The organism is Streptomyces sp. NPDC006339, assembly GCF_040612775.1.
GTDB lineage: Bacteria > Actinomycetota > Actinomycetes > Streptomycetales > Streptomycetaceae > Streptomyces.
This window is the reverse complement of sequence record NZ_JBEXQW010000001.1, coordinates 173,313-195,736: the sequence shown is the minus strand read 5'-3', so window position 1 is coordinate 195,736 and position 22,424 is coordinate 173,313. Positions and strand designations below refer to the sequence as shown.

Sequence of the window (22,424 nt, the reverse complement as noted above, 5' to 3'; positions counted from 1 at the left end):
CACGCCCCCTCGGCGTCTCGCACCCGGGCCGCCCCGGGCCGTGAACTATCTTGGGCAGCAGCGAGACGAGAAGGAGGCACCCGGTGCCATCTGGGCAGCAGGCGCGCGCACAGGCGGCCGCGATCACCCCCGGCCGACGCGCGATGGACGCGGAGGCCGAGGCCGAGGCGGAGGCGGGGTCACCCGCCGAGCGGGTGCGGGCCCTCTTCGGCGGACACCGGCTCTCGCCGGGCCAGCGCCGCATCGCCCAGTTCCTGACCGACCACCTCACCGAGGCCGCGTTCCTGTCCATCACCGAGCTCGCCGAGCGGGTGGGCGTCAGCCAGCCGTCCGTGACCCGGTTCGCCGCGTCGCTGGGCTTCAGCGGCTATCCGGCGCTGCGGGAGGCACTCCAGCCGATCGCGCTCAGCGCGGTCGCCGGGGCTCCCGGCGAGAGCGAGGGCGAGGGGCGGCTGCGCAACGAGCTCCAGTCGGCCGTCGACGCCGAGATCGAGAACCTCACGGCCCTGCGACGCGGGGTCTTCGCCGACCCCGACCGCATCCTCGACATCGGCCGCGAGCTCGCCCGGTCCGTCCCGCTCACCGTCCTCGGCCTGCGGATCTCGGTCTCCCTCGCCGAGTACTTCGCCTACGCCGCACGGCGCATCCACCCGGACGTCCGGGTGGTGACGCGCGGCGGCAGCGTCGCCTACGACGGACTGCTCCAGGCGCGCGAGGCCGGCGGCACCTGGGTGCTGGCCTTCGCGATGCCCCGGCACGCCAAGGAGACCCTCGCCGTCGTGCGCGCCGCCCGCGCCGCCGGGCTGCGGGTCGCGCTGATCACCGACCTGGCGTTCGGCCCGCTCGTCGACGAGGCCGACGTGGTGTTCTCGGCGGGCACCGGGTCCCGGCTCGTCTTCGACTCGTACGCGGCGCCGGGCGTGCTGTCCGCGGCGATCCTCCAGGCCATGGCGGACGCGGATCCGGAGCGCACGCAGACCCGCCTGGAGAAATACGAGCAGGCGGCCGACCAGCACGACTTCTTCCTGGACGACTAGCCCGGACCCTCGTCTTCCGGATGCGGAGGAGGGTGCGCCATGGATTCCGCATGCATGAAAATTTTCATTCTCTTGCTTTCTCGGCAGTAAGTATATTTACTGAGAGCGCCCGCACGGGCCCGCGCAGAACACCTCAGGGTCGCCCCCTCCTCCTCAGACGGCCCTCGTGTGTGAACGGCACGCACCGCGCTTCGCGCGTGTGCACTGTGGCGGCTCCGGTCAACCCCTGGGCCGGAGCCGCCACCTCAGCGGCCCTCGGGCGGTGCCGGCGGGGCCAGGGCACCGTTCAGAAGGAGGCGGGGCGTTCCCCCGCCGTCGGCCGGGACGGTCCACACGTCGTCGGTGCGCGCGCCGGTCTGGGCCGGGAGCGCGTAGGCCAGGGTCCGGTCGTCCAGCCACACCGCCTGGTCGTCCACGCTGCGGCGCTCGGCCAGCGGCGTCGACCTCAGGGTGCGCAGGTCGAGGACGTGTTCCCGCCAGAGCGCGGCCGTGCCGAGGACCCGCTTCTTGTACGCGACACGGGTGCCGTCCGGCGAGAGCGAGGGGCACTCGACGTTGCGGGTCAGGGTCGTGACCGTACGCGCCGCGAGGGAGCCGCGGACCAGATAGGTCTGCTCGCGGGTGCTCAGGGTCGCGTAGAAGGTGTCGTCGTCGGCCGCGAAGGTGACGCCCCAGAAGTTGACGTCCCGGTTCCGGTACGGGCGGCCGTCGAGCACCACCGCGAACTCCTCCAGGTTCGGGCTGAGTCGCCAGCCGCGGGTGTCGAGGATCGCCGTGCGGGTGGAGAAGAAGGCGGTGCCGTACGACTCGCCCTTGACGAAGACGGTCCAGGCGGCCAGCCGGCCGCTGGGGGAGATCCGGGCGCGGCTCGGGATGCCGGCCAGGGGATAGGTCCTGAGCGTGCGCAACCGCGCGTCCAGGACGAGGGCGCGGTAGGACGGGCGGCCGAGGACGCTGGTGGACTGGAGGCAGACGCCGGTGCCGGCCGCCGCGTGGAAGCGCAGACAGCTCACGTCCGACGCCGTGCGGGTCGCGCCGGCCGGGGCGGCGGCCGGGACCGACACGAGCCGGTCGCGGTGGGGCCCCGCGGCCGTGTTGCGGAAGACCAGGCGGCCGGGCTCGTCCAGGGTGACCGTCCCGCGCGCGAAGGCCGGCCCGCCCGGCCGGGGCCGGTTCTCCTCAGCGGCCCGCTCGGCGGCCGAGAGGACCGACCAGGTGCCGACGCCGGCGAGGAGCAGGACCCCGGCGGCCAGGATCAGCAGGCGGCGCAGCGGAGTGAGGGTCATCGTGGATCTTCCGTGAGGCGCGCGGGGCGCGTGGGCGGGGCGGGGCGCAGGACGGCGCCCGCGACGGCCGCGCAGCAGGCGAGGCCCGCGGCCGCCGCGGCGAGCGCCGGGCCGTCGCCCCACACGGCCCACGCGGCACCGAAGGCCAGGGAGCAGCAGAAACGGGCCAGGGCCTGACCGGTGCCGACCAGGGCGATGCCGCTGGCCCGCAGTCGCGCCGGCACCACGGCGGCGACCGCCGCGGGCAGCACGCCGTCGGTGGCGGCGTAGAACAGCCCGTGCAGCAGCAGGACCAGATACGGCAGGGCGGGCGTGGCCGGCGCCCAGAGCAGCAGGGCGTAGGCGAGCAGCAGTCCGGCGTGCCCGGCGAGGAAGACCGCGCGGCGGCCCACCCGGTCGGCGAGCCGCCCGGCCGGCAGGGCGAGCAGCAGGAACACCGCCGCCGTGCCGAGCGGAAGCAGAGGGAACACCTGCTCGTCGATCCCCGTGCGGCGTTGCACCAGGAGATAGAGGAAGGCGTCGCTGACCGTGGTCAGGCCGAGCAGCACCGCGCAGGCGAACAGCGCCCGCAGCCGCCCGGCGCGCAGCAGCCCGAACGCGGCCCGCAGATCGACCCGTTCCTCCCGGGCCTCTGCGGCCGCGGGGACTTCCGCCGTCTTTCCGCCACCGCCCGCGGACTTCCTTCCGCTCGGTACGAAAAGCACCAGGACCAGCACGCCGAGCGCCGCCACACACCCGCTGACGGCGAACACCGCGTCGTAACCCCCCGCGGCCGCACCGAGGATGAGGAAGGCGACGATCGGGCCGAGCAGCGCCCCCGTCGTGTCCATCGCCCGGTGGACGCCGAAGGCCCGGCCCTGCCGCTCCGGCGGGGCGGACAGCGAGATCAGCGCGTCCCGGGGGGCGGTGCGCAGGCCCTTGCCCGTACGGTCGAGCGCGAGGGCCGCGCCCAGGGCGCCGAGATGGGGCACCAGCAGCAGCGGCTTGCACAGCGCCGACAGGCCGTACCCGATCCCCGCCACCAGCTTGTGGTTCCGCACCCGGTCCGCCAGATGGCCGCCGGTGAGCTGCACCAGCGCGCTCACGCCGTTCTGCACGCCGTCGAGCACGCCGAAGCCCAGCGGACTGAGCCCGAGCCCCACCACCAGGTACAGCGGCAGCACGGCCGTGACCATCTCCGTCGAGACGTCCGTGACCAGGCTGACCGTGCCGAGCGCCAGAACGGTCGGGGACACCGCCCGGACCGTGCCGCGGACGCGGTCGGGCGCGGCGGTCGTCCCGCGCGGGGCGGAGCGATCGGCCAGGTACACAGTCGAGGACCCCCCACTGCCGTGAACGGTGGACGCGCGCCCACTGTAACGCCGGAGGTCCGCCGGAACGGCGCGATCGGTGCGGCTTCGCGACCGCTTGCCACCAATTCCGCGAAAGGGCTCATCGTCACCGTGTTGTGCGCCTATCTTCCCCTTGTACGCTGCGAGTTGAGCACAACGTTCGCGCTGTGCGCAGGGGGTGTCCGTGGGGGGTTTCACCGGCAGGAGGCGGAAGCGCCGACGCTTCGACGCCGACTGTCCTTCTCATCATGCTCATCGCGCCCGGGGTCGTGAGGCCCGGGTCCTACCGCGCTCCGGGCTGCCCGGGAACCGGGCGTCCGCCGGATAACCGCGCCCGGCACGCGGGGCGGCATCCCACCAGGGTGCCGCGATTCCGTCCTGCGCTGCGCCGTGCCGTTCCGTTGCCGCGCCGCGCCGTGCCGCGGAGCGCCGTACCGCCCTTCCGTTGCGTATCGCTTTGCCGTTCCGTTCCGCCTTTCCGTATCAGCCGACCCGGACCAGCCGCTCTGGTCCGGACCGACCCGAGGGGGGTGGGTGTGTCCGTTCGTCCTGCCAACACACCCGAAGATCCACGCAGTTCACGGATGAGAAAGCTGGCCCGAGCCGACCGTCCGCTCCACGACCTCGCCACCCGCCTGCTCACGGTGGCCGAGCGCGGACTCCCGCGGATGCTCCTGCCGGACGGCACCGGCTTCGTCTTCACCCGGGCCGCCCGCGCCACGGGCGACCGCACAGGCGCGCGCCCCTGGAGCCTCGAACAGCGCGGCACCAGCCTCCGCTACGCCGCCATCACCGCCCTCGGCGCCCGCTTCCTGCCCGCCGACCGGCAGCGCGCCGTGCTCGGCGGACGCACCGCCGAGGAGTTCACCGGCCTGCTGATCGAGCGGCTTCCCGGGGTGCGCAACCTCGGCGACGCCGCCCTCGTCGCCTGGGCCGCGGCCGAGACCCGGCACCCGAAGCTCTCCGACGCCCTCGACCGGGTCACCGCCCTCGACCCGCCCGGCCGGCCCCACTACACCGTCGAGGCCGCCTGGGTGCTCTCCGCCCTCGCCGCCGCCCGCGGCACCCTGGACGTGGAGGACCGCCTCACCGCCGCCCGCGACCGGCTGCTGCGCGCCCGGATCGACGGCGGCCCCCTCTTCCCGCACGCCACCGGACCGGGCCTGAACCCCTGGTACCGCGCCCACATCGGCTGCTTCGCCGACCAGACCTACCCCCTCCAGGCCCTCGCCCGCGCCCACGCCACCGGCCACGACCCCGAGGCCCTGGCCGCCGCCGACGCCTGCGCCACCCGCGTCTGCTCCCTCCAGGGCGACGGCGGACAGTGGTGGTGGCACTACGACGCCCGGCGCGGCACCGTCGTCGAGGGCTACCCGGTCTACAGCGTGCACCAGCACGCCATGGCCCCCACCGCCCTGCTCGACCTCGCCGAGGCCGGCGGCACCGACTTCGCCGAGCCGATCCGCCGCGGCCTGCGCTGGATGACCGAGGTCCCCGAACTCGCCCGCGCCGGCGCGGCCGAACCGATGATCCTCGACGACCTCGGCGTCACCTGGCGCAAGGTCCACCGCGGCGACCCGAAGAAGGCGGTGCGCGCCGCCCGCGGCCTCACCACCCGCGTCCTCCCCGGGCTCCGGCTCGGTCCGCTCGACGCCGTGTTCCGCCCCACCGCGGTCGACCGCGAATGCCGCCCGTACGAGTTCGGCTGGATGCTCTTCGCCTGGCTGGGCGCCCTCCACGACACCGACGACGGGGAGGCGAACGGCTCATGACGACACGTCAAAACCTGTTCGGCGTCACGCTCGACGCCCTCACCATGGACCAGACCGTGGCCCGCTGCCTCGACGCCGTCCGCGCGGGCGAACGACTGGAGATAGGCGTCGTCAACGCCGCCAAGCTGGTCACCATGCGCCGCGACCCCGCCCTCGCCCGCGCCGTCACCGGCTGCGACCTCGTCCTCGCCGACGGACAGGCCGTCGTGTGGGCCGGCCGGCTGCTGCGCCGCCCCCTGCCCGAACGCGTCGCCGGCATCGACCTCTTCATGCGACTGCTCGCCGAGGCCGAGCGCGAAGGGCTCTCCGTCTACTTCCTCGGCGCCCGGCAGGACGTCCTGGAGAAGATGCTCCGCCGGGTCGCCGCCCGCTTCCCCCGCCTGCGCGTCGCCGGAAGCAGGAACGGCTACTTCGACGACGACCGGCAGCCCGAGATCGCCGACGCCATCGCGGCCAGCGGCGCCCACATGCTGTTCCTCGGCATGACCTCGCCCAAGAAGGAGATCTTCACCGCCGGATACGGCGAGCGCAGCAAGGTTGCCCTCGTGCACGGCGTCGGCGGCTCCTTCGACATCCTGGCCGGCGTCACCCGCCGCGCCCCCGAGCGCTGGCAGCGGCTCGGCCTCGAATGGCTCTACCGCGCCCTCCAGGAACCACGCCGCCTCGGCCGCCGCTACCTCACCACCAACGTCTCCTTCGCCCTGATGACAGGACGGGAGCTGCTCCGCCGTACGCCGACCGTCAGCACCGCCAGCACCGTGACCAGGGGGAAGTCGTGATGCGTGTCGTCGTCGTGGGACAGGGATACGTCGGCCTGCCGCTCGCCATCCGGGCCGCCGAGGTCGGCCACGAGGTCATCGGCTACGACGTGGACGCCGAGCGGGTCAAGAGCCTCACCGCCGGCGAGTCGTACGTCGAGGACGTCTCCTCGGAACGCATCCGCGCCGCGGCCGAGGCCGGGAGATACCGGGCGAGCGACGCCGTACGCGACTGCGGCGGCTTCGACGTCGCCGTCGTCACCGTGCCGACACCGCTGCACGAGGGCGCCCCGGACCTGCGCTACATCGAGGACTCGGCCCGCGCCCTCGCCCGCTATCTGCGCCCCGGGGCCACCGTGATCCTGGAGTCCACCACCTACCCCGGCACCACCCAGGAGCTGTTCGGCCCCCTCCTCGAAGAAGGCTCGGGACTCGTCGCCGGGGCCGACTTCCACCTCGGCTACAGCCCCGAGCGGATCGACCCCGGCAACCCGGTCTGGGGCTTCGAGCAGACCCCCAAGGTCGTCTCCGGCGTGGACGCCGCCTCCCTCACGGCCGTGCGCGAGTTCTACGACGGACTCGTCGACACCACCGTCCCGGTCGGCTCGCCCAAGGAGGCCGAGCTCGCCAAACTCCTGGAGAACACCTTCCGGCACGTCAACATCGCTCTCGTCAACGAGATCGCCATGTTCGCCCGGCACCTCGACATCGACGTGTGGCAGGCCATCGACGCCGCCTCCAGCAAGCCCTTCGGCTTCATGCGCTTCACCCCTGGACCCGGCGTCGGCGGCCACTGCCTGCCCATCGACCCCTCCTACCTCTCCTGGCGCGTCCAGCGCGAACTCGGCCAGAGCTTCCGCTTCGTCGAACTCGCCAACGACATCAACAACCACATGCCCGACTACGTCACCCGGCGGCTGGTCAGCGCCTTCAACACCCGCAAGCGGGCCGTCAACGGCTCCCGGATCCTGCTTCTCGGCCTCGCCTACAAGAAGAACACCGGCGACGCCCGCGAGTCGCCCGCGCTGCGCATCTCCCAACTCCTGCTCGACATGGGCGCAGAGGTCAGGGCCGCCGACCCGCACGTGGTCGAGGGCCACCGGGTCGACCAGCGGCTCGCGCGGGTCGACCTCACCGAGGAGGAGCTCACCGCGGCCGACGCGGTCGTGCTGCTCACCGACCACGACGCCTTCGACTACGGGCTCGTCGAGGCCCACGCCGACTACGTACTCGACTGCCGGCGCCGGCTGAGCGGTCCCCGGATCGAGGTGCTCTGACCCCATGCGGATCCTCTGCGTCGCCGGCGCGCGACCCAACTACATGAAGATCAAACCGGTGATGGACGCCCTGGAGGCCAGGGACGCGGAGGTGATTCTCGTCCACACCGGACAGCACTACGACCCCGCCATGAACGACGTCTTCTTCCGCGACCTCGGCCTGCGCCCGCCCGACCACTTCCTCGGCGTGGGCTCCGGCAGCCACGCCACCCAGACCGGGCGGGTTATGGCCGCCTTCGAACCGCTCGTCGAGGAAAGCGCCCCCGACCTCGTGGTCGTGGTCGGCGACGTCAACTCCACCCTGGCCTGCGCCCTGGTCACGGCCAAGGCCGGCCCGCTGCTCGCCCATGTGGAGGCGGGACTGCGCAGCCGCGACTGGTCCATGCCCGAGGAGGTCAACCGGGTCGCCACCGACCGGATCAGCGACTACCTCCTCGCCCCCTCCCACGACGCCGGCGAAAACCTGCGCGCCGAGGGCTACCACGACGACCAGATCCATGTCGTCGGCAACGTCATGATCGACACCCTGTTCGCCAACCGGGAACGGGCCCTCCGGTCCGGGGCCCTCGCCGCTCTCGGCCTCGGGGACGGCGCGTACGGTCTCGTCACCCTCCACCGGCCCGCCAACGTCGACGACCCCGAGGTCCTCGCCGGCCTCCTCAAGGGACTCGGCGAGGTCGCCGCCCACTGCCCGCTCGTCCTGCCCGTCCACCCCCGGGCCGCCGAGAAGCTGCACGCCCTCGGCGTGCCCGGCGGTATCCGGCTCGTCCCGCCCGCCGGCTACCTGGACTTCATCGCCCTCCAGGCGGGCGCGCGGATCGTGCTCACCGACTCCGGAGGCGTCCAGGAGGAGACCACCGCCCTCGGCGTCCCCTGCGTCACCCTCCGGGACAACACCGAGCGGCCGATCACCGTCGAGCAGGGCACCAACGTCCTCGCCGGCCGCGACCCCGACCGGATCGTCGCCACCGCGCTGCGGCTCCTCGACGCTCCGCCCCCGCCGCGCCGCCCCGCGCTCTGGGACGGAAAGGCGGGCGAGCGCATCGCGGACGTCCTGCTGGGAGGAGGCACCGCCGGCACCCGCCCCCGGCCCACCGACCACCGCTGAACCGCAGGGCGTGGTGATCGCGAACGGCTCACACCCCGACGCGATCCCCCCTATCCTCGTCAGCGGGACGGCAGTTGAACAGCCGCCACACGGGGGCGCGCAAGGGGGAACGCCATGGACCTCGCAGAGATCTTCCGGGTCATGTGCCGGCGGTGGTACGTCCTCGTGCCCGGACTGCTGCTCACCGCCGGGCTCGTGGCGGGCGCGTGGCTGCTCGTGCCCGTCTCGTACGCGTCGCAGAGCACCGTCGCCATGCTCAACTCCCGCAAGGGCGCGGCGGCCGACGGCAATCCCTTCCTCAGCATGGAGCCCTCGCTGACCGGCATGGCCGACAGCCTCGCCCGCAACGTCAACTCCGACGCGTCCAAGGCCGAGTTGAAGAAGCAGGGTCTCACCCTGAAGTACGAGGCCAAGATCGCGGACAACGCCCAGGGGCCGCTGCTCTGGCTCACCGTCACCGGTGAGGACCGGACGGCGGTCCTCCAGGGCAACAGGACGCTGATGGCCTTCACCGCCCAGCGCCTGACGGACCTCCAGGCGGAGCAGGCGGTGCCGTCGGACGCCATGATCCGGATCACCACGATCGTCCCGCCGCAGAACCCCGAGGCCCAGCTCAAGTCCAAGATCCAGTACGTGATCATGGGCGCCGGCCTCGGCATCGTTCTCAGCCTCGTGGCCACCTTCTTCGCGGAGGCGCGCCGCCGGGCCCGGACCCCGGCACGGCACCGGCAGGACCCCGAACCGGCCCCCGAGACCGAGCCGACCCCCGAGGCGGGGCCGGAGCCTGACGCCGACCCGCCCCCCGCCGAGCCGGGGCGGCAGCCCGACCAGCCCACCGTCCCGCTCCCCGTCCTGCCCGTCGCCGAGCGGCGGCCCGCCAAACGGCCGCCGTCCTGGGTGAAGTGACGAGGGGCCGCGCCGTGGAGACCGAGACCGCACCCGCCGACCGGGCGACTTTAGGGACCAAGGTCCGCTCGGCGACCCGGTGGAGCCTGATCAACACCATGGTGATGCGGCTCGGGAACTTCGCCACCGGCATCTTCCTCGTGCGCTACGTCCTCGACCCGGCCGCCTGGGGCGTCTACGGCGTCGCGCAGACCGTCCTCATGGTCCTGCTGTCCGCCAACGAACTCGGCGTCACCCTCGCCATCGTGCGCTGGGAGGGCGACGTACGGCGGTTCGCGCCCACCGTCCTCACCCTCGGCGCCCTCTCCAGCGGCCTGCTCTACCTGCTCCTCTTCGCCTCCGCCCCGGCCGTCGCCGGGCTCCTCGGCTCCGACGAGGCCACCGCCGTGCTGCGCGTGATGTGCCTCTGTCTGGTCCTCGACGGCCTCTCCCAGGTCCCCGCCGGCGTCCTCACCCGCGAGTTCCGCCAGGGCCGCCGCATGGTCGTCGACGCCCTCAACTTCGTCGTCAGCACCGCCGTGACCCTGGTCCTCGCCCTCCAGGGCTGGGGCGCCATGAGCTTCGCCTGCGGCGCCGTCGCCGGCAACGTGGTCGCCCTCGCCGGCTGCGCGCTCGCCGCCCCCGGCTTCCTCCGCTTCGGCTGGGACACCGCACAGGCCAGGGCCCTGCTCCGGTTCGGACTGCCACTGGCCGGCGCCAGCCTGCTGTCCCTGGCCGTGGTCAACGCGGACGCGATGATCGTCGGCGCCGTCCTCGGCAACGTGGCCCTCGGCTACTACATGCTCGCCTTCAACATGGCCGGCTGGCCGGTCCGGGTCATCTCCGAGACCGCCCGCCGGGTCTCCTTCGCGGGCTTCTCCCGCCTCGCCGGCACCCCCCGGGCCCTCTCCGAGGGCTTCGCGCGGGCGCTGGGCGCCCTGATGACCGCCACCGTGCCCGCCTGCGTGCTGCTCGGCGCGCTCGCCGGACCCCTCGTGGAGCTCGTCTACGGCGCGAAGTGGCGGCCCGCCGCCGAAGCGCTGCCCTGGCTGATGGCCCTCGGCCTCGCCCGGATCGCCGCCGAGCTCACGTACGACTGCCTCGTCGCCGTCGGCAGGCGCCGCTCGCTCCTGCTCATCCAGGGACTCTGGCTGGTGACCCTCGTCCCGGTGCTGATCCTCGCGGCCCGCGCCGGGGGCATCGAGACGGTCGGCGCCGGCCACGTCGCCGTCGCCGGAGCGGTCGTCCTGCCCGCCTTCCTGCTGGCCCTGCGGCGCGGCGGCATCGCGGTCCGGGCGCTCGCCCGGGTCTGCCTGCGGCCGGTGCTCGGCGGCGCCGTCATGGCGGTCGTCGTCGTCCTGCTCCGGCAGCACCTGGGGGAGGGGATCGCCGCCCTGGGCGCCACGTGTGTCATCGGCCTCGTGGGATACGGCCTGTGCGTGCTGCCCGGGCGCAGACTGGTGCGCGGCACACTCGCCCGGCGGCGCCGGAGCCGGGCGGACGAGCCGGCGGCCGACCGTCCGCCCGCGGGGCACGAGCTGCCCGCCCGGGACGGCGGGCTCGCCGTCCCCTCCGTACCGGCGCAGAAGCGGCCGGCCGACCCGGCCCGAGAGCGATGAGGTGAGTCCCCTGGCCCGACCCGGCCGCCGCAAGGTCCTCGGGGCGGCGCTGCTGAGCGCCGTCCTGCTCTTCTCCCTGTTCACCTTCACCGGGCTGGGCCAGAAGGCGCTCTGCCTCGGCGGCGCCGCCCTGTGCGACTCCCGCGCCATCACCGCGCCCGGCGCCGACGGTTCGCCGGCGCCCGGCACCGACAGGTCCGACGGCAAGGCGCCCGCGCCCCGGGGCTGCGCGCGCCCCCGGGACTGCGGCTATCCCGACGACACCACCACCGGCCCGCGGATCTCCACCCTGACCCCGCAGAGCACCGGCAACGCGGCCATCCGCACCGACGGCACCGTCATCCGGGGCTGGGACATCACCGGCTCCCTCGACATCTACGCCGACAACGTCACCGTCATCGACAGCCGCATCACCTCCACCAACTGGTGGGGCATCAACCTGCGCCCCGGCTACTCCGGACTGCGCGTGCTGTACACCACCATCACCGCCGTGCCCGGCAAGGGCCCCAACAACGGCGGATCGGACTACGCGGTCTCCAACATGAGCACCAGCTCGGTCGAGGTCGGCCACTGCGACATCTCCGTCTTCGGCGACGCCCTGTCTATGGGGCAGGGCCACCTGCACGACAACTACGTCCACGACATCACCCCCTTCAAGAACCTCGACGGGGAGTGGCAGCACACCAACGCCGTCATCAGCAACGGCGGCGGCAAGGGCAAGCTGATCATCCGCCACAACACGCTGCTCAACCCGACCCCCGTCGAGCAGGGCGCCTCCGCCGCCATCGGCCTCTTCGCCGACAGCGCACCCGTCACGCAGACGGTCGTCGACGACAACTGGCTGGCCGGCGGCGCCTACACGCTCTACGCCGGCGGCAAGGACTCCTCCGGGATCGAGGTCACCGACAACGTCTTCTCGCCCCAGTACTACCCGGCGGGCGGCAAGTACGGCGCCGTCGCCTACTGGAACCCCACCGGCACGGGCAACGTCTGGCGCGGCAACCGGATGGCCGACGGCACCCCCGTCGTACCGCCGCCGCCGAACTGAGGGCCGGGCGGCGCGGCCCCGCCAAGTGCGAGGCCGCGTTCCGGGCATTCGCCTGATCCCGCCCCTCCTCCCCGACTACGGTTGACCGCGATCCACCCTCCACCCCGCCTCCTTCGAACCCCAGGTGGTTGATGCGATGTCCGGCATCCGTGCCCTCCGCGATCGTTTCGTCGACGCGCCCGACTCCCTCGGCGAACGGTTCCGCGCGGCCCGCTGGGAGCGGTTCCGGTCCTGCTTCCCCCGCATCGAGGACATGCGGGTGGTGGACCTCGGCGGCACCGCCGAGAACTGGCTCCGCTCCCCGCTCCGGCCGCAGCACGTGCACCTGGTCAACCTGGAGGCGCACCCGGCCGAGCTGCCCGACTGGATCACCGCCGAGATCGCCGACGTGACCGACCCCGAGATCCCCGCCAAACTGGGCACCTTCGACCTCGTGGTCTCCAACTCCACCATCGAGCACGTGGGCGGCCCCAGCCAGCGGCGCCGCTTCGTCGCCGCCATCGAGCAACTGGCCCCGCTGCACTGGGTCCAGACCCCCTACCGCTACTTCCCGGTGGAGCCGCACTTCCTCGCGCCCGGCTTCCAGTTCCTGCCGCTGGCCGCCCAGGCCAAGCTGGTCCGGCACTGGCCGCTCACCCACAGCCGCCCGGCCACCCCGGAGGAGGGCATGGACGCGGTCATCAACATCGAGCTGCTCACCCGCGCCGAGATGCGCCATCTCTTCCCCCGCTCCGTCATCCTCAGCGAGCGGGTCGCCGGACTCACCAAGTCGCTGACGGCCGTGCGCACCAAGGCGCCCGTGCGCGACACGGCGCGTGCGTAGCCTGCTCAAGGGCCCCTGGGCGCTGCTGAAGCGGCTCTTCGGCTGGCTCGTCCTCCACGAACTGCGCAACAAGGTCCTGCTCGCCCCGACCGCCCGGCGGCTGCGCCGCTTCGAGGACGCCGAGACCGCCCGGCTCGCCCGGCTCCTGGGCCGGCGGCCCTCGGCACGGGTCGCGACCGTCATCGCGACCCACCGGCGGCCCGAGGCGCTGCTGCGGGCCGTGCGCTCCGCCCTGGAGCAGACCGTGCGCGACCAGGTCGTCATCGTCGTCGACGACGGCGCCGGGCTGCCCGAACTCCCCGCCGACGAGCGTCTGTTCGCCGTGTCGCTGGCCCGCAACACCGGAGTGGCGGGCGTCGTGCGCAACATCGGCATCCGACTCACCTCCTCGGCGTACGTCGCCTTCCTCGACGACGACAACCTGTGGGAGCCCGACCACCTTCAGGAGGCGCTCACCGCCCTGGAGGCCCCGGGCGGCCCCGACGGCGTCTACACGGCGCTGCGGAGGGTACGGCCCGACGGCACCGACATGGACGTCCTGTCGGTGCCCTTCGACCGGCGCAGGGCCGCCCACGAGGCATTCCTCGACACCAACGCCTTCGTCGCCCGGCGCACCCCGGCCCTGCACTTCAGCAGGCTGCGGCGCACCCCCGAGGTGCTGCCCCGGGAGGACTGGGAGCTGATCCGCCGCTACGCCCGCACCCACCGCGTGGTCCACCTGCCCCGGCCCACGGTGCGCTATCTGGTCAACCCGGCCAGCTTCTACACCTCGTGGCGGGACTGAGGCCCGCGCAGCAGCGCCCCGACCGCGGCCCGCGCCGGCTCCCGGCCGAGCGCCGCCCGGGACAGCTCCCGCAGCAGCACCGCCCCGCGGAAGGCCGCGGTGGCGGCCAGGCCGTGGCGGCGCCGGTAGAGCCGCACCCGGTTCACGACGAGCAGCGACCACAGGCGCGGCGAGACCCGTGAGTCGCCGCCCAGATGGGTCGCCCGCGCCGCCGGCTCCAGTCGGGTCGCGAGGCCCAGGTCCCGGGCCCGCAGGCAGTACTCCGTCTCCTCCGAGTAGAGGAAGAAGGACTCGTCCCACGGCCCGCAGGCGTCCACGCACTCCCGGGACAGCGCCATCAGGGCGCCGGTGGCCCAGTCCGCGCGCGTCCGGGCCGCGTAGGCGGCCGGGGCGGTGACCAGCTCGCTCCAGCGCGGGAACCGGCCGGCCCTGCGGTTGCCGAGGACGGCCTCGCCGAGCGCCCGGGTCAGGCTCGCCTCACGCCGCAGCGAGTGGATCAGGCCGCCGTCCTCCTCGTACAGGAGCGGCACCGCGATCCCGACCCGGCCGCCGTCCGGCAGCGGCGTGCCCAGGGCCTCCACCAGCGTCTGCGCGCAGCCCTCGCCCATCCGGATGTCCGGGTTGCAGATCAGCACGGCCCGGTACCCGTCGTCGTCCGCCGCCGCCGCGCGCAGGGCCGCGTTGACGCCGAAGGCGTAGCCGCCGTTGCGGCCGGTCTCCACGACGGTGGCCTCGGGGGCGTGCGCGCGGACCACGGCGACGGTGTCGTCCGAGGAGGCGTTGTCGGCGACGACGAGCCGCCAGTCGAGCCCCTTCATGCCCGCGGGCAGCGCGTCGAGGAAGCCCGGCAGCACCTTCGCGCTGTTCCAGGTGACGACGAGGACGACCACCGGGCCGACGGCTCGGGGTTCTTGACGGTTCATCGGGTCTCCACGAGACGAGAGGAGTCGGGCGTACGGGCGGCCGGCGCGGGCGTCGGGGGCAGGGCCTCGGCGCCGGCCGCCGGCTGCCCCGCCGCCTCGCGCCGTACGAAGCCGAGACAGCTCCCGCCGGCGCCGATGAGCAGGAAGAACACCCCCGCGAACATCGGGAAGCTCAGAGTGTCGAAGGTGGCGCTCACCACCAGGGCCACCATCGCCGAGGCGAAGAACGCCTGCCCCAGCTCCCGGTCCGACTCGGAGCGGGCGAGCCGGCGGATCGCGCCGCCGTTGTGCACGCCGGAGAGACCGAGGAGCAGCAGACAGGCGGCGCCGAGCGCGCCCAGCTCGGCGAGCGTGAGCAGGTACTGGTTGTCGGTGAAGAAGTAGCGCTCCGGGGTGAAGGTGCCGAAGCCCCGGCCGAAGAGCGGATCCTGCACGAAGTACTCATAAATCTTCGGGTACTTGATGGTCCTGGCCTGGGTGCTGCTGTCGGCGTTGTTGAGACTGCCCGAGAACAGTCCCGTGATCGTGCCGATCAGGCCCGGCACCAGGACCTTGAACAGCGCCACCGCCCCGAACAGGATGCCGATGGCCGCCCAGCGCCGCTCGGGCTTCCAGCGGGGCACCATGACGAGCACGACGACCAGGATCCCGATGATCGAGGTCCGCGACACCGTCAGCGGCAGCCCGCCCCCGAGGAGGACCACCGGCGCCCACCGCTTGAACCTTCCGAGGTGCCGCCGCGCCGGGTCGAAGGCGTACCAGATCGCGAACGGCAGCAGGATCGCCAGCATCCCGCTGAACTCCAGCGGATGGGCGGTGAGCGACCGGGGCCGGGTGAAGGAGCCGCGGTCGAGGACGGCGACGCTCGCCACGCTGGAGTTAAGGCCCGGGATGCGCAGCGAGTCCGCGATGTTGGTGCCGGTGACGAAGTCGTACAGACCCAGCGCCGCCACCACCGAGCCCATCACGACCAGGCGGCGCAGCAGCACGTCGAGCCGCTGCCGGTCCTGGATCCCGGCCGTTGTCAGCACGATCAGCGACACCCACACGAGCAGCACGATCAGACCCCGGTCGGCGGCCAGGATCTCCTTCTGGGAGCTGATCCGGTCCTGGTTCGCCACGTACGAGACCAGGACGGTCAGGGCCAGCACCAGGATCACCGTGCGCATCGAGCGGGTGCCGGGAGCCGGGGCGATCCGGCCGCAGCACCAGGTCGCCAGGTACCAGAAGAGACCGAGCAGCGCGTACACGTTCGCCGGGGTGCCCGCGCCGCCGAGCGCGGGCAGCGCCAGGTTCGACGGCAGGAACAGCGCGAGCGCCAGATAACCGGTGAGGACCGCGGTCGCGTCCAGCGGCCGGGTCAGCAGCCGGCGCACCCGCCCCGCGCCGGGCCGGGGCACCGGGGGAGCGGCGTGGCAGACGGGCAGGCCCCGCGCCCGGCGGCGGGCCGCCGCCCACGCCTCCACCACGAAGGACAGCACGAAGGCCGCGGTGACACCGAAGACGACGACCGCCGCCACCTTCTGGTAGCGGGACTTGGGCTGCGACACCGGCTTCTGCGGCGGCACGATCCGGGCCGACCGCACGTAGTAGCCGTCCGGCACCCGGGCCTGCTGCTGGAGGGCCTGGAGCTGCTCGGCGGCGTAGTCCGTGATCGTCCGCGTCTGCTCCAGGACCCTGTCCCGGTCCTCGCCCTTGACCGTCAGGGTCAGCAGCGGCCCCTCCGCCTGGGCGGCGAAGTCGACCGCGTACTCGTCGGTGACCCCGTGGCCGCGCAGCACCACCACCGTCTCCGGCGACTGGAGCGCCCGGATCAGCACATCGGCCGTGCCGATCAGCGAACCGCTCGCGTACGCCAGCGGGTTGCCGTAGCTGGGCGCGGGCCGGGCCACCCGGCTGGAGTTGAGCAGGGCGAGCTGGCTCTGCGACTCGTACGTCACCGGAACCGTCGTGTAGAGGTAGCCGCCCGCGACCAGACTCAGCAGGGTCAGCGGCACCATCGCGTACCAGCGCCGGGCCAGCACGCGGAAGATCTCGGCGATGCTCACGAACCCTCCCCCGGTTCCCCTCCGTGCTGCCAGTATCGGTGTCGATGGAACCACTGACCCCCGAGGGACTCGCCCGCCTGCTGCGGCGCCGCTGGTACGTCCTGGTGCTCGCCGCGCTCCTCACCGCGGCCGCCTGCTACCCCGCGCTGCGGCCCGCGCCGCGCTACCAGAGCTCCGCGGTGCTCGTGGTGAAGCCGCCGCGCACCGACAACCAGCCCAACCAGCTCACCAACCTCCAGCCCTCGCTGGCCATGGTCTCCTACGCGGTCGTCCAACGGCTCGACTCCCCTGCCGGGCGGGCCGAGTTGCGCGAGGCCGGGGTGCACGGCACCTACCGGCTCACCCCCCGCAACAGCGGCACCAGCGCCACCCCGTACTACTCGATCCCCACCCTGCAGGTCGAGGCCGAGCAGTCCGCGCCCGAGGACGCCGACCGGGTGGTGCAGACGATCATCGCGGTCTACGGCCGCCACCTGAAGGCGCTCCAGAGCGAACAGCGGGTGCCGGCCACGGCGATGCTCACCGTCGACCTGGTCAACCGCCCCGGCACGGTCGCCCTGCCCCCCAACCGGACCCGCGCCCTGGCCGGGGTGGGGCTGCTCGGCACCCTCGCGGGCGTGACGGCGGTGCTCTGGACGGAGCGGTACGCGACGGCGCGCCGCCGCCGCCGACCCGGACCCGGCCTCGGGCCCGGGCCCGCCCCGGGGGTCAGTGCGCCGCACCGTACTCCGTGAGACGGCCGTCCCGCTCCTCGTACAGCTCGCCGGTCTCCGGGCACTCCCACAGGCCCGGCCGCTCCGCGTGCGCGGTCAGCCGGACGCCCGCCCGGCCGACCCAGCCCGCCCGGCGGGCCGGGACACCCATCACCAGGGCGAAGTCGGGCACGTCGGAGGTCACCACCGAACCGGCCGCGACCAGCGCCCAGCGGCCGATGGTCACCGGCGCCACGCACACCGCGCGGGCGCCGATCGCGGCCCCGTCGCCGACCCGGACGGCCACCGGCTCCCAGTCGCCGCCCCGCTTCAGCCGCCCGTCCGGGGCCACCGCCCGCGGGTTGTGGTCGTTGGTGAGGACCGCCGCGGGACCGATGAACACGCCGTCGCCGAGCACCGCGGGCTCGTACACCAGGGCGTGGTTCTGCAGCTTGCAGTTGTCCCCGATGACGACGCCGGGGCCGACATAGGCGCCCCGGCCCACCACGCAGTTCGCGCCGAGGCGGGCGTCCTCGCGGATCTGGGCGAGCTCCCACACACTGCTGCCGGCCCCGACGAGGGCCTTCTCGTCGACCTGGGCGGTGGGCTGGATCCGGTGGTTCACTGTCGTGCCTTTCCTCGTCGGGTACGGGAGGGGGAGGGGTGCTCAGATCCCACGGCGCTTCCACGACCGCCACCACAGCCACTCGCGGGCCCGGTCGGCCACCGCCGAGAGCACCAGCGGCTGGAGGTACGGCATGGTCCGCGCCCCGATCCGCTGCCGCAGCCGCAGCGCCCGGTACTCCGGCAGCGACTCCAGGTCGGGCCGGCACGCGCGGGCGAAGGCCACCAGGTCGTCGACCGGCACGACGTCCGTACGCCCCCGGTCGTAGGCCCGGTACGCCCGCCGCAGCGCGTGGCGGGCCAGGCGGGTGTGCACCAGGGCGGCCAGCCGGTCGGCCTGCGGCAGCCGGTCGGCGCACTTGGTGAGGACGGCGTCGAAGGCGGCCCGCCGCTGCCGGATGTCGTCGAGCTGCCCGCCGAAGTCGGTGGTGGACATGTTGTCGCCGTGCACCCGGTAGTACGCCTGGTCGGCCCCGCGCACATAGCCGACGTCCGCGTGGGCGGCGAGCCGCATCCACATCTCGATGTCGCCGGCGTGCGGGAGCTCCGGGTCGTAGCCGCCGACCTTCCGCTGGAGGGCGGTGCGGACCACCACCTCGGGCGAGGTGATGCAGCCCGTGCCCTCGCGGAAGCGCCGCTCCAGCCACCAGTGACCGGGATAGACCACGGAGCCGGTGCTCCGGGTGCGGGCCGCCGGCAGCGGCCCGCCGTGCCGGAAGTGCAGCGGCCTGCCGTAGCAGAAGCCGACCTCCGGATGGGCGTCGAGCAGGGCGACGGCCCGGACGAGGGCCCCCGGCACCAGCCGGTCGTCGGCGGAGAGCAGGACGACGTAGTCGCCGTCCGCCCACTCCAGCAGGCCCTCGTTGTACGTGGCGATGTGGCCCTTGTTGGTCGCGTGGACCCGTACCTCGATCCTCGGGTCGGAGGCGGCCAGCTTCGCGGCCACCTCCGCCGAGTCGTCGGGCGACGCGTCGTCGATGATCAGGACCCGCACGTCGAGGCCGGGCTGTTCGTCGAGCACGCTGCGTACGCAGTCGGCCAGGAAGTGGCCGTACTTGTAGCAGGGGATGACGACGCTGACTGAGCTCATGTGCTGCGTTCCCCGATTTCGGTCGGGGTCAGCCGGTCGTGAAGACCGGGCCGACCCAGTAGTTCGTCGCGTTGTAGGAGCCGGTGGGGAAGACGGTCGACGCACCGTACTTGTAGAGGCCGTTGCGGCTGCCCGTCGCGTCCGCCGGGGCGGACAGGGGGTAGGTGAGCCGGGCGCCCGTGAAGTAGCCCTTGTCGGCTGCGTAGTTGCCGTTCGGCGCGTGGTACGACACCACGTAGTTCGTCCCCGCCGTGATGGGGACGGGCGTGGCGAAGGTCAGCCGCTGCCAGCCGGTGGCGGTCTCGTCGGTGAAGGTGCCGGTCGCCAGCAGCGTGCCGTCGTCGGTCCACAGGCTGCCCGTGTGGATGCCGGTGTTGGTGGCCCCCTTGTAGAAGGTGACCCCGGTGACCTTGCCGGCCAGCGCCGACCGGAAGCGGGTGCCCAGCTCCAGGGAGTTGGCGTCGCCGGTCTCGGCCGCCTTGGCGGGCACCGTCTGCGCGCTCCACAGGGTGCACGGGCAGGCGGTCGGCGGCGGGGTCGCGCTGGTGGTGAAGGTCCAGGTCACCGGCTCGGCCATGGCGTTGCCCCACAGGTCGGCGGCCTGCACGGACGCCGTGTAGACCGTGCCGAGGGCGAGCTGGCTGTCGAGGGTGAAGGCGGCGGTCTTCCCGTCGCCGTCGAGGGTGGCCCGGCCGGGGACGGTGGCGTTGCCGGGGCCCTTCACCGTGAACACCAGGGTGCCGCTGTCGACGCTCCGGTCGAAGGTCGCGGACAGCGGCGCGGTGATCGCGACCCCGGTCGCGCCCGGGGCCGGGGTGCGGCCGGTGACGACGGGCGGCGTGGTGCTCGCCGACCCGGTCTCCAGGACGGCGTCCACCCAGTAGTTGCTGCCGGGGGAGGACTGCGACGGGAAGCCGCTGCTCGCCCCGTACCTGTAGACGCCGTTGCCGCCGTCGGTGCCCGACGGGAGCGCCGTCAGCGGGGCGAGGCCCGCGCCCTTGTCGGTGAAGTAGTGGGCGTCGAAGGCGTATCCGCCGTGAGGGGCGAAGTACGAGGCGATGTACGTGGTGTTCGCCTTCACCGGCACCGGGTCGGCGAACGTGAGCTGCTGCCAGCCGGACGCGGTCTCGTTCGTGAAGGTGCCGGTGGCCAGGAGCTGACCGGAGGCGGACCACAGGCTGCCCTTGTGCGTCCCAGTGTTGGCGGCGCTCTTGTAGAAGCGGACGCCGGTGATGGTGCCGGGAACCGAGCTGCGGACCTTCACGCCCAACTCGACGGAGCTGCCGTCGCCACCGTTGGGCTTGGCCGGCGCGGCCGAGGCGGGCCACACCGTGCACGGGCACTGCTGGTCGGCCACGGTCAGCGGCACCGTGGTCACGGCCCCGATGTTGACGCTGTCGTCGACCGCGCGGACCTTGAGCTGCGCGGGGCCCTGGGTCATCGGCGTCCAGGTGTGGCTCCAGGAGCCGGTGCCCTCGGCGGCCCGCCAGGTGGTGCCGCCGTCGGTGGAGACCTCCACCCGGGCCACCACGCCGCCGCCCGTGTCGGTGGCGGTGCCGGTGACGGTGATCTGCCGCTGCGCCGGTACGGAGGCGTGCGCGGCCGGGCTGGTGACGGTGACGGCCGGGCCGGTGGTGTCGGTGGAGGCCGTGGCCGTGACGAGCCCGGACTGCAGGGTCTTCGGCTGGATGCCCATGTCCGCGAGGACGTTCACGGTGGCCTGCTGCATCCGCTTGTCCTCGGTGACGACCCCGCCGGCCGGGTCGGCGGTCGGCACGTTCGTCAGACCCCAGGACCACTGCACGGTGCCGGTGCCGAAGACCAGCGCCTTCGACGTCTGGTCGCGGAAGGCGACCAGGCTGTGGGTGGCGGTGCCGTTGCCGTAGTTGTTGCCCCAGTCGAGCAGGTAGTTGCCGTCGGTGATGTCGAGCGTGGTCGACGACAGCCGGATCTGGCCCGCCGGACGGCTCGCGTTCTCGATGTCGCTGTTCCACTCGTAGCCGAGCGTCCCGGCCGGGAAGGTGGCGACCTGGTTGCCGGTCAGGGCGGCGACCGAGGTGTTGCGCCACAGCCGCATCCGCGCGAACGCGGCCGGCACGGTGATGGCGTCGTTGCGCGGGCCGTTCACCTGGAACAGCGAGCCGGTCAGCATGTTCTGCGGACGGTACGGCTCGCCCTCCTTGGTGCTGTCCGGGTCCATCCAGGTGCCCGTCCACACGGGGCTCGGGTCGGGTATGCCGTTCGGCGTCGGGAACTTGAGCTTGGTCTCCTTGTAGCAGACCAGCGTCCGGTTCGCCGTGTTGCTGCCGTCGATGCTCGGCTCCAGGCGGGTCTTCCAGAAGATCTCGTTGCCCGCGAAGTACGTCTGGTGCTGGCCCGCCTTGCGCGCGTTGAGGACGTGGGTGAACTGCTCCTGCGTCCAGTACTCGTCGTGCCCCTGCGACATGAACATCTTGTGGTTCGCGAGCAGTGTGGCGCCCCGGGTGGCGGTGTCCAGACCGGAGACGTAGCTCAGGTCGTAGCCGTTGCGCTCCAGCCAGGCGATCATCATGTACTCGGAGCCGTAGATGCCGTTCTCGCCGCCGATGTCCATCGGCCGGTTGTAACTGACCTTGTACGCGCGCCCGTCGGGCGCCGGACCCTGGCCGTCGTACAGGTTGGTGCCGCCCCAGTCGTTGTACGCCTGCCAGGTCTGGTCGGAGGTCTGCACGAGGATGTCGGAGCGGCTGGCGTCGTTGCGCACCACGAACGGGTACGGCATGAGCCCGTTGCCGTCGGCCTGGTCGAAGTTGGCGAGGTACAGCCCCGAGACCGCGTCGGCGGGCACCGTCCAGCTCGCCGTGGTGGGCCAGTTGCCGCAGTCCATCAGCCCCGTCGGCTGGTCCTTGAGACAGGCCGGCCGCTGCGTGCCGTAGGTGGCCGGATAGGTCTGGGCGGCCTGCGCGGGCGTCGATATCAGCCGGGCGCCGTCACCGCCGTACCAGCCGAGCCGGTAGATCTTCACGTGGTACGGGGCCGGTGACTGCACCTTGAACGACAGGGTCTCCCCGGCCTGGAGGCTCATCTTGGTGGGGAATCCCGCGATGTCGCCCCAGGAGCTGCCGGCGAACCAGTCCGGCATGGGCGTGCCCGGCTTGGAGTTCTCGCAGACGATCGGGTTGCCGCCCGTGCCGCAGGGATCGGCGAGCGCGGTCGCGTTCCCGGCGGGCGGCAGGAAGAACGCGGCCAGCGCCGCGGCCAGGGCGAACACGGCGCCTCTGACCCGGCGACGGTAGGGGTTGTGCATCGCGGGACCTTTCACGGGCAGGACGGGACCCGG

Annotated in this window: 18 protein-coding genes; 11 read left to right on the top strand and 7 right to left on the bottom strand. The window is 73.1% G+C overall.

Annotation, left to right across the window (positions count from 1 at the left end; translation table 11 throughout):
- Positions 1–83 precede the first annotated feature (83 nt).
- Positions 84–1,037: a MurR/RpiR family transcriptional regulator gene (locus ABZ135_RS00920; RefSeq protein ID WP_356690400.1), complete on the top strand. Its 954-nt coding sequence runs from the start codon at positions 84–86 to the stop codon at positions 1,035–1,037.
- 245 nt (positions 1,038–1,282) lie between these two features.
- Here the strand turns inward: ABZ135_RS00920 and ABZ135_RS00915 are convergent, their stop codons facing one another.
- Both ABZ135_RS00915 and ABZ135_RS00910 read right to left on the bottom strand, forming a co-directional pair.
- The gene (locus ABZ135_RS00915; protein WP_356690398.1) at positions 1,283–2,323 is read right to left on the bottom strand and encodes a TolB-like translocation protein; all 1,041 of its coding nucleotides are present in this window, start codon (positions 2,321–2,323) and stop codon (positions 1,283–1,285) included.
- Complete coding sequence (locus ABZ135_RS00910) at positions 2,320–3,633, bottom strand: MFS transporter (protein ID WP_356690396.1); 1,314 nt, start codon at positions 3,631–3,633, stop codon at positions 2,320–2,322. The genes ABZ135_RS00915 and ABZ135_RS00910 overlap by 4 nt, the downstream gene beginning before the upstream one ends.
- Positions 3,634–4,238: 605 nt before the next feature.
- On the opposite strand from ABZ135_RS00910, the gene ABZ135_RS00905 reads away from it, so the two are divergent.
- The 9 genes from ABZ135_RS00905 to ABZ135_RS00865 all read left to right on the top strand — a co-directional run bounded on the left by ABZ135_RS00905 (position 4,239) and on the right by ABZ135_RS00865 (position 13,728).
- Positions 4,239–5,426: a hypothetical protein gene (locus tag ABZ135_RS00905; protein WP_356690394.1), complete on the top strand. Its 1,188-nt coding sequence runs from the start codon at positions 4,239–4,241 to the stop codon at positions 5,424–5,426.
- Positions 5,423–6,205, top strand: a complete 783-nt coding sequence (locus ABZ135_RS00900) for a WecB/TagA/CpsF family glycosyltransferase (protein ID WP_356690392.1) — start codon at positions 5,423–5,425, stop codon at positions 6,203–6,205. The genes ABZ135_RS00905 and ABZ135_RS00900 overlap by 4 nt, the downstream gene beginning before the upstream one ends.
- On the top strand, positions 6,205–7,461 hold the full coding sequence (locus ABZ135_RS00895) for a nucleotide sugar dehydrogenase (RefSeq protein WP_356690390.1): 1,257 nt from the start codon (positions 6,205–6,207) through the stop codon (positions 7,459–7,461). Before ABZ135_RS00900 ends, ABZ135_RS00895 begins: the two co-directional genes overlap by 1 nt.
- Positions 7,462–7,465: 4 nt before the next feature.
- Positions 7,466–8,569 carry a UDP-N-acetylglucosamine 2-epimerase (non-hydrolyzing) gene (gene wecB, locus ABZ135_RS00890; RefSeq protein ID WP_356690388.1) on the top strand — a complete coding sequence of 368 codons (1,104 nt, stop codon included), beginning with the start codon at positions 7,466–7,468 and terminating at the stop codon, positions 8,567–8,569.
- Positions 8,570–8,683: 114 nt separating this feature from the next.
- Positions 8,684–9,475 carry a chain length determinant protein gene (locus ABZ135_RS00885; protein WP_356690386.1) on the top strand — a complete coding sequence of 264 codons (792 nt, stop codon included), beginning with the start codon at positions 8,684–8,686 and terminating at the stop codon, positions 9,473–9,475.
- A gap of 14 nt (positions 9,476–9,489) precedes the next feature.
- A complete protein-coding gene (locus tag ABZ135_RS00880; RefSeq protein ID WP_356690384.1) occupies positions 9,490–11,073 on the top strand; it encodes an oligosaccharide flippase family protein in 1,584 nt (527 codons plus the stop codon).
- Between the two features lies 1 nt (position 11,074).
- Positions 11,075–12,121, top strand: a complete 1,047-nt coding sequence (locus ABZ135_RS00875; protein WP_356690382.1) for a hypothetical protein — start codon at positions 11,075–11,077, stop codon at positions 12,119–12,121.
- A gap of 136 nt (positions 12,122–12,257) precedes the next feature.
- On the top strand, positions 12,258–12,944 hold the full coding sequence (locus ABZ135_RS00870; RefSeq protein WP_356690380.1) for a class I SAM-dependent methyltransferase: 687 nt from the start codon (positions 12,258–12,260) through the stop codon (positions 12,942–12,944).
- On the top strand, positions 12,937–13,728 hold the full coding sequence (locus tag ABZ135_RS00865; RefSeq protein WP_356690378.1) for a glycosyltransferase family 2 protein: 792 nt from the start codon (positions 12,937–12,939) through the stop codon (positions 13,726–13,728). Before ABZ135_RS00870 ends, ABZ135_RS00865 begins: the two co-directional genes overlap by 8 nt.
- Here ABZ135_RS00865 and ABZ135_RS00860 read toward each other — a convergent pair.
- Both ABZ135_RS00860 and ABZ135_RS00855 read right to left on the bottom strand, forming a co-directional pair.
- On the bottom strand, positions 13,707–14,651 hold the full coding sequence (locus tag ABZ135_RS00860; RefSeq protein WP_356690376.1) for a glycosyltransferase family 2 protein: 945 nt from the start codon (positions 14,649–14,651) through the stop codon (positions 13,707–13,709). The two genes, ABZ135_RS00865 and ABZ135_RS00860, sit on opposite strands and share 22 nt — an antisense overlap.
- A complete protein-coding gene (locus ABZ135_RS00855; RefSeq protein WP_356690374.1) occupies positions 14,648–16,699 on the bottom strand; it encodes an O-antigen ligase family protein in 2,052 nt (683 codons plus the stop codon). Before ABZ135_RS00855 ends, ABZ135_RS00860 begins: the two co-directional genes overlap by 4 nt.
- Before the next feature lie 44 nt (positions 16,700–16,743).
- On the opposite strand from ABZ135_RS00855, the gene ABZ135_RS00850 reads away from it, so the two are divergent.
- Positions 16,744–17,433, top strand: a complete 690-nt coding sequence (locus ABZ135_RS00850) for a Wzz/FepE/Etk N-terminal domain-containing protein (protein ID WP_356690372.1) — start codon at positions 16,744–16,746, stop codon at positions 17,431–17,433.
- Here the strand turns inward: ABZ135_RS00850 and ABZ135_RS00845 are convergent.
- The 3 genes from ABZ135_RS00845 to ABZ135_RS00835 are packed head-to-tail and all read right to left on the bottom strand — an operon-like array spanning position 17,408 to position 22,391.
- A complete protein-coding gene (locus tag ABZ135_RS00845; protein ID WP_356690370.1) occupies positions 17,408–18,016 on the bottom strand; it encodes an acyltransferase in 609 nt (202 codons plus the stop codon). The two genes, ABZ135_RS00850 and ABZ135_RS00845, sit on opposite strands and share 26 nt — an antisense overlap.
- A 42-nt stretch (positions 18,017–18,058) precedes the next feature.
- Positions 18,059–19,105 (bottom strand): glycosyltransferase, encoded by a 1,047-nt coding sequence (locus ABZ135_RS00840; RefSeq protein WP_356690368.1) that lies wholly within the window; start codon positions 19,103–19,105, stop codon positions 18,059–18,061.
- Between the two features lie 28 nt (positions 19,106–19,133).
- Entirely contained in the window at positions 19,134–22,391 is a 3,258-nt protein-coding gene (locus tag ABZ135_RS00835) for a DUF4082 domain-containing protein (RefSeq protein ID WP_356690366.1), read from the bottom strand.
- Positions 22,392–22,424 lie beyond the last annotated feature (33 nt).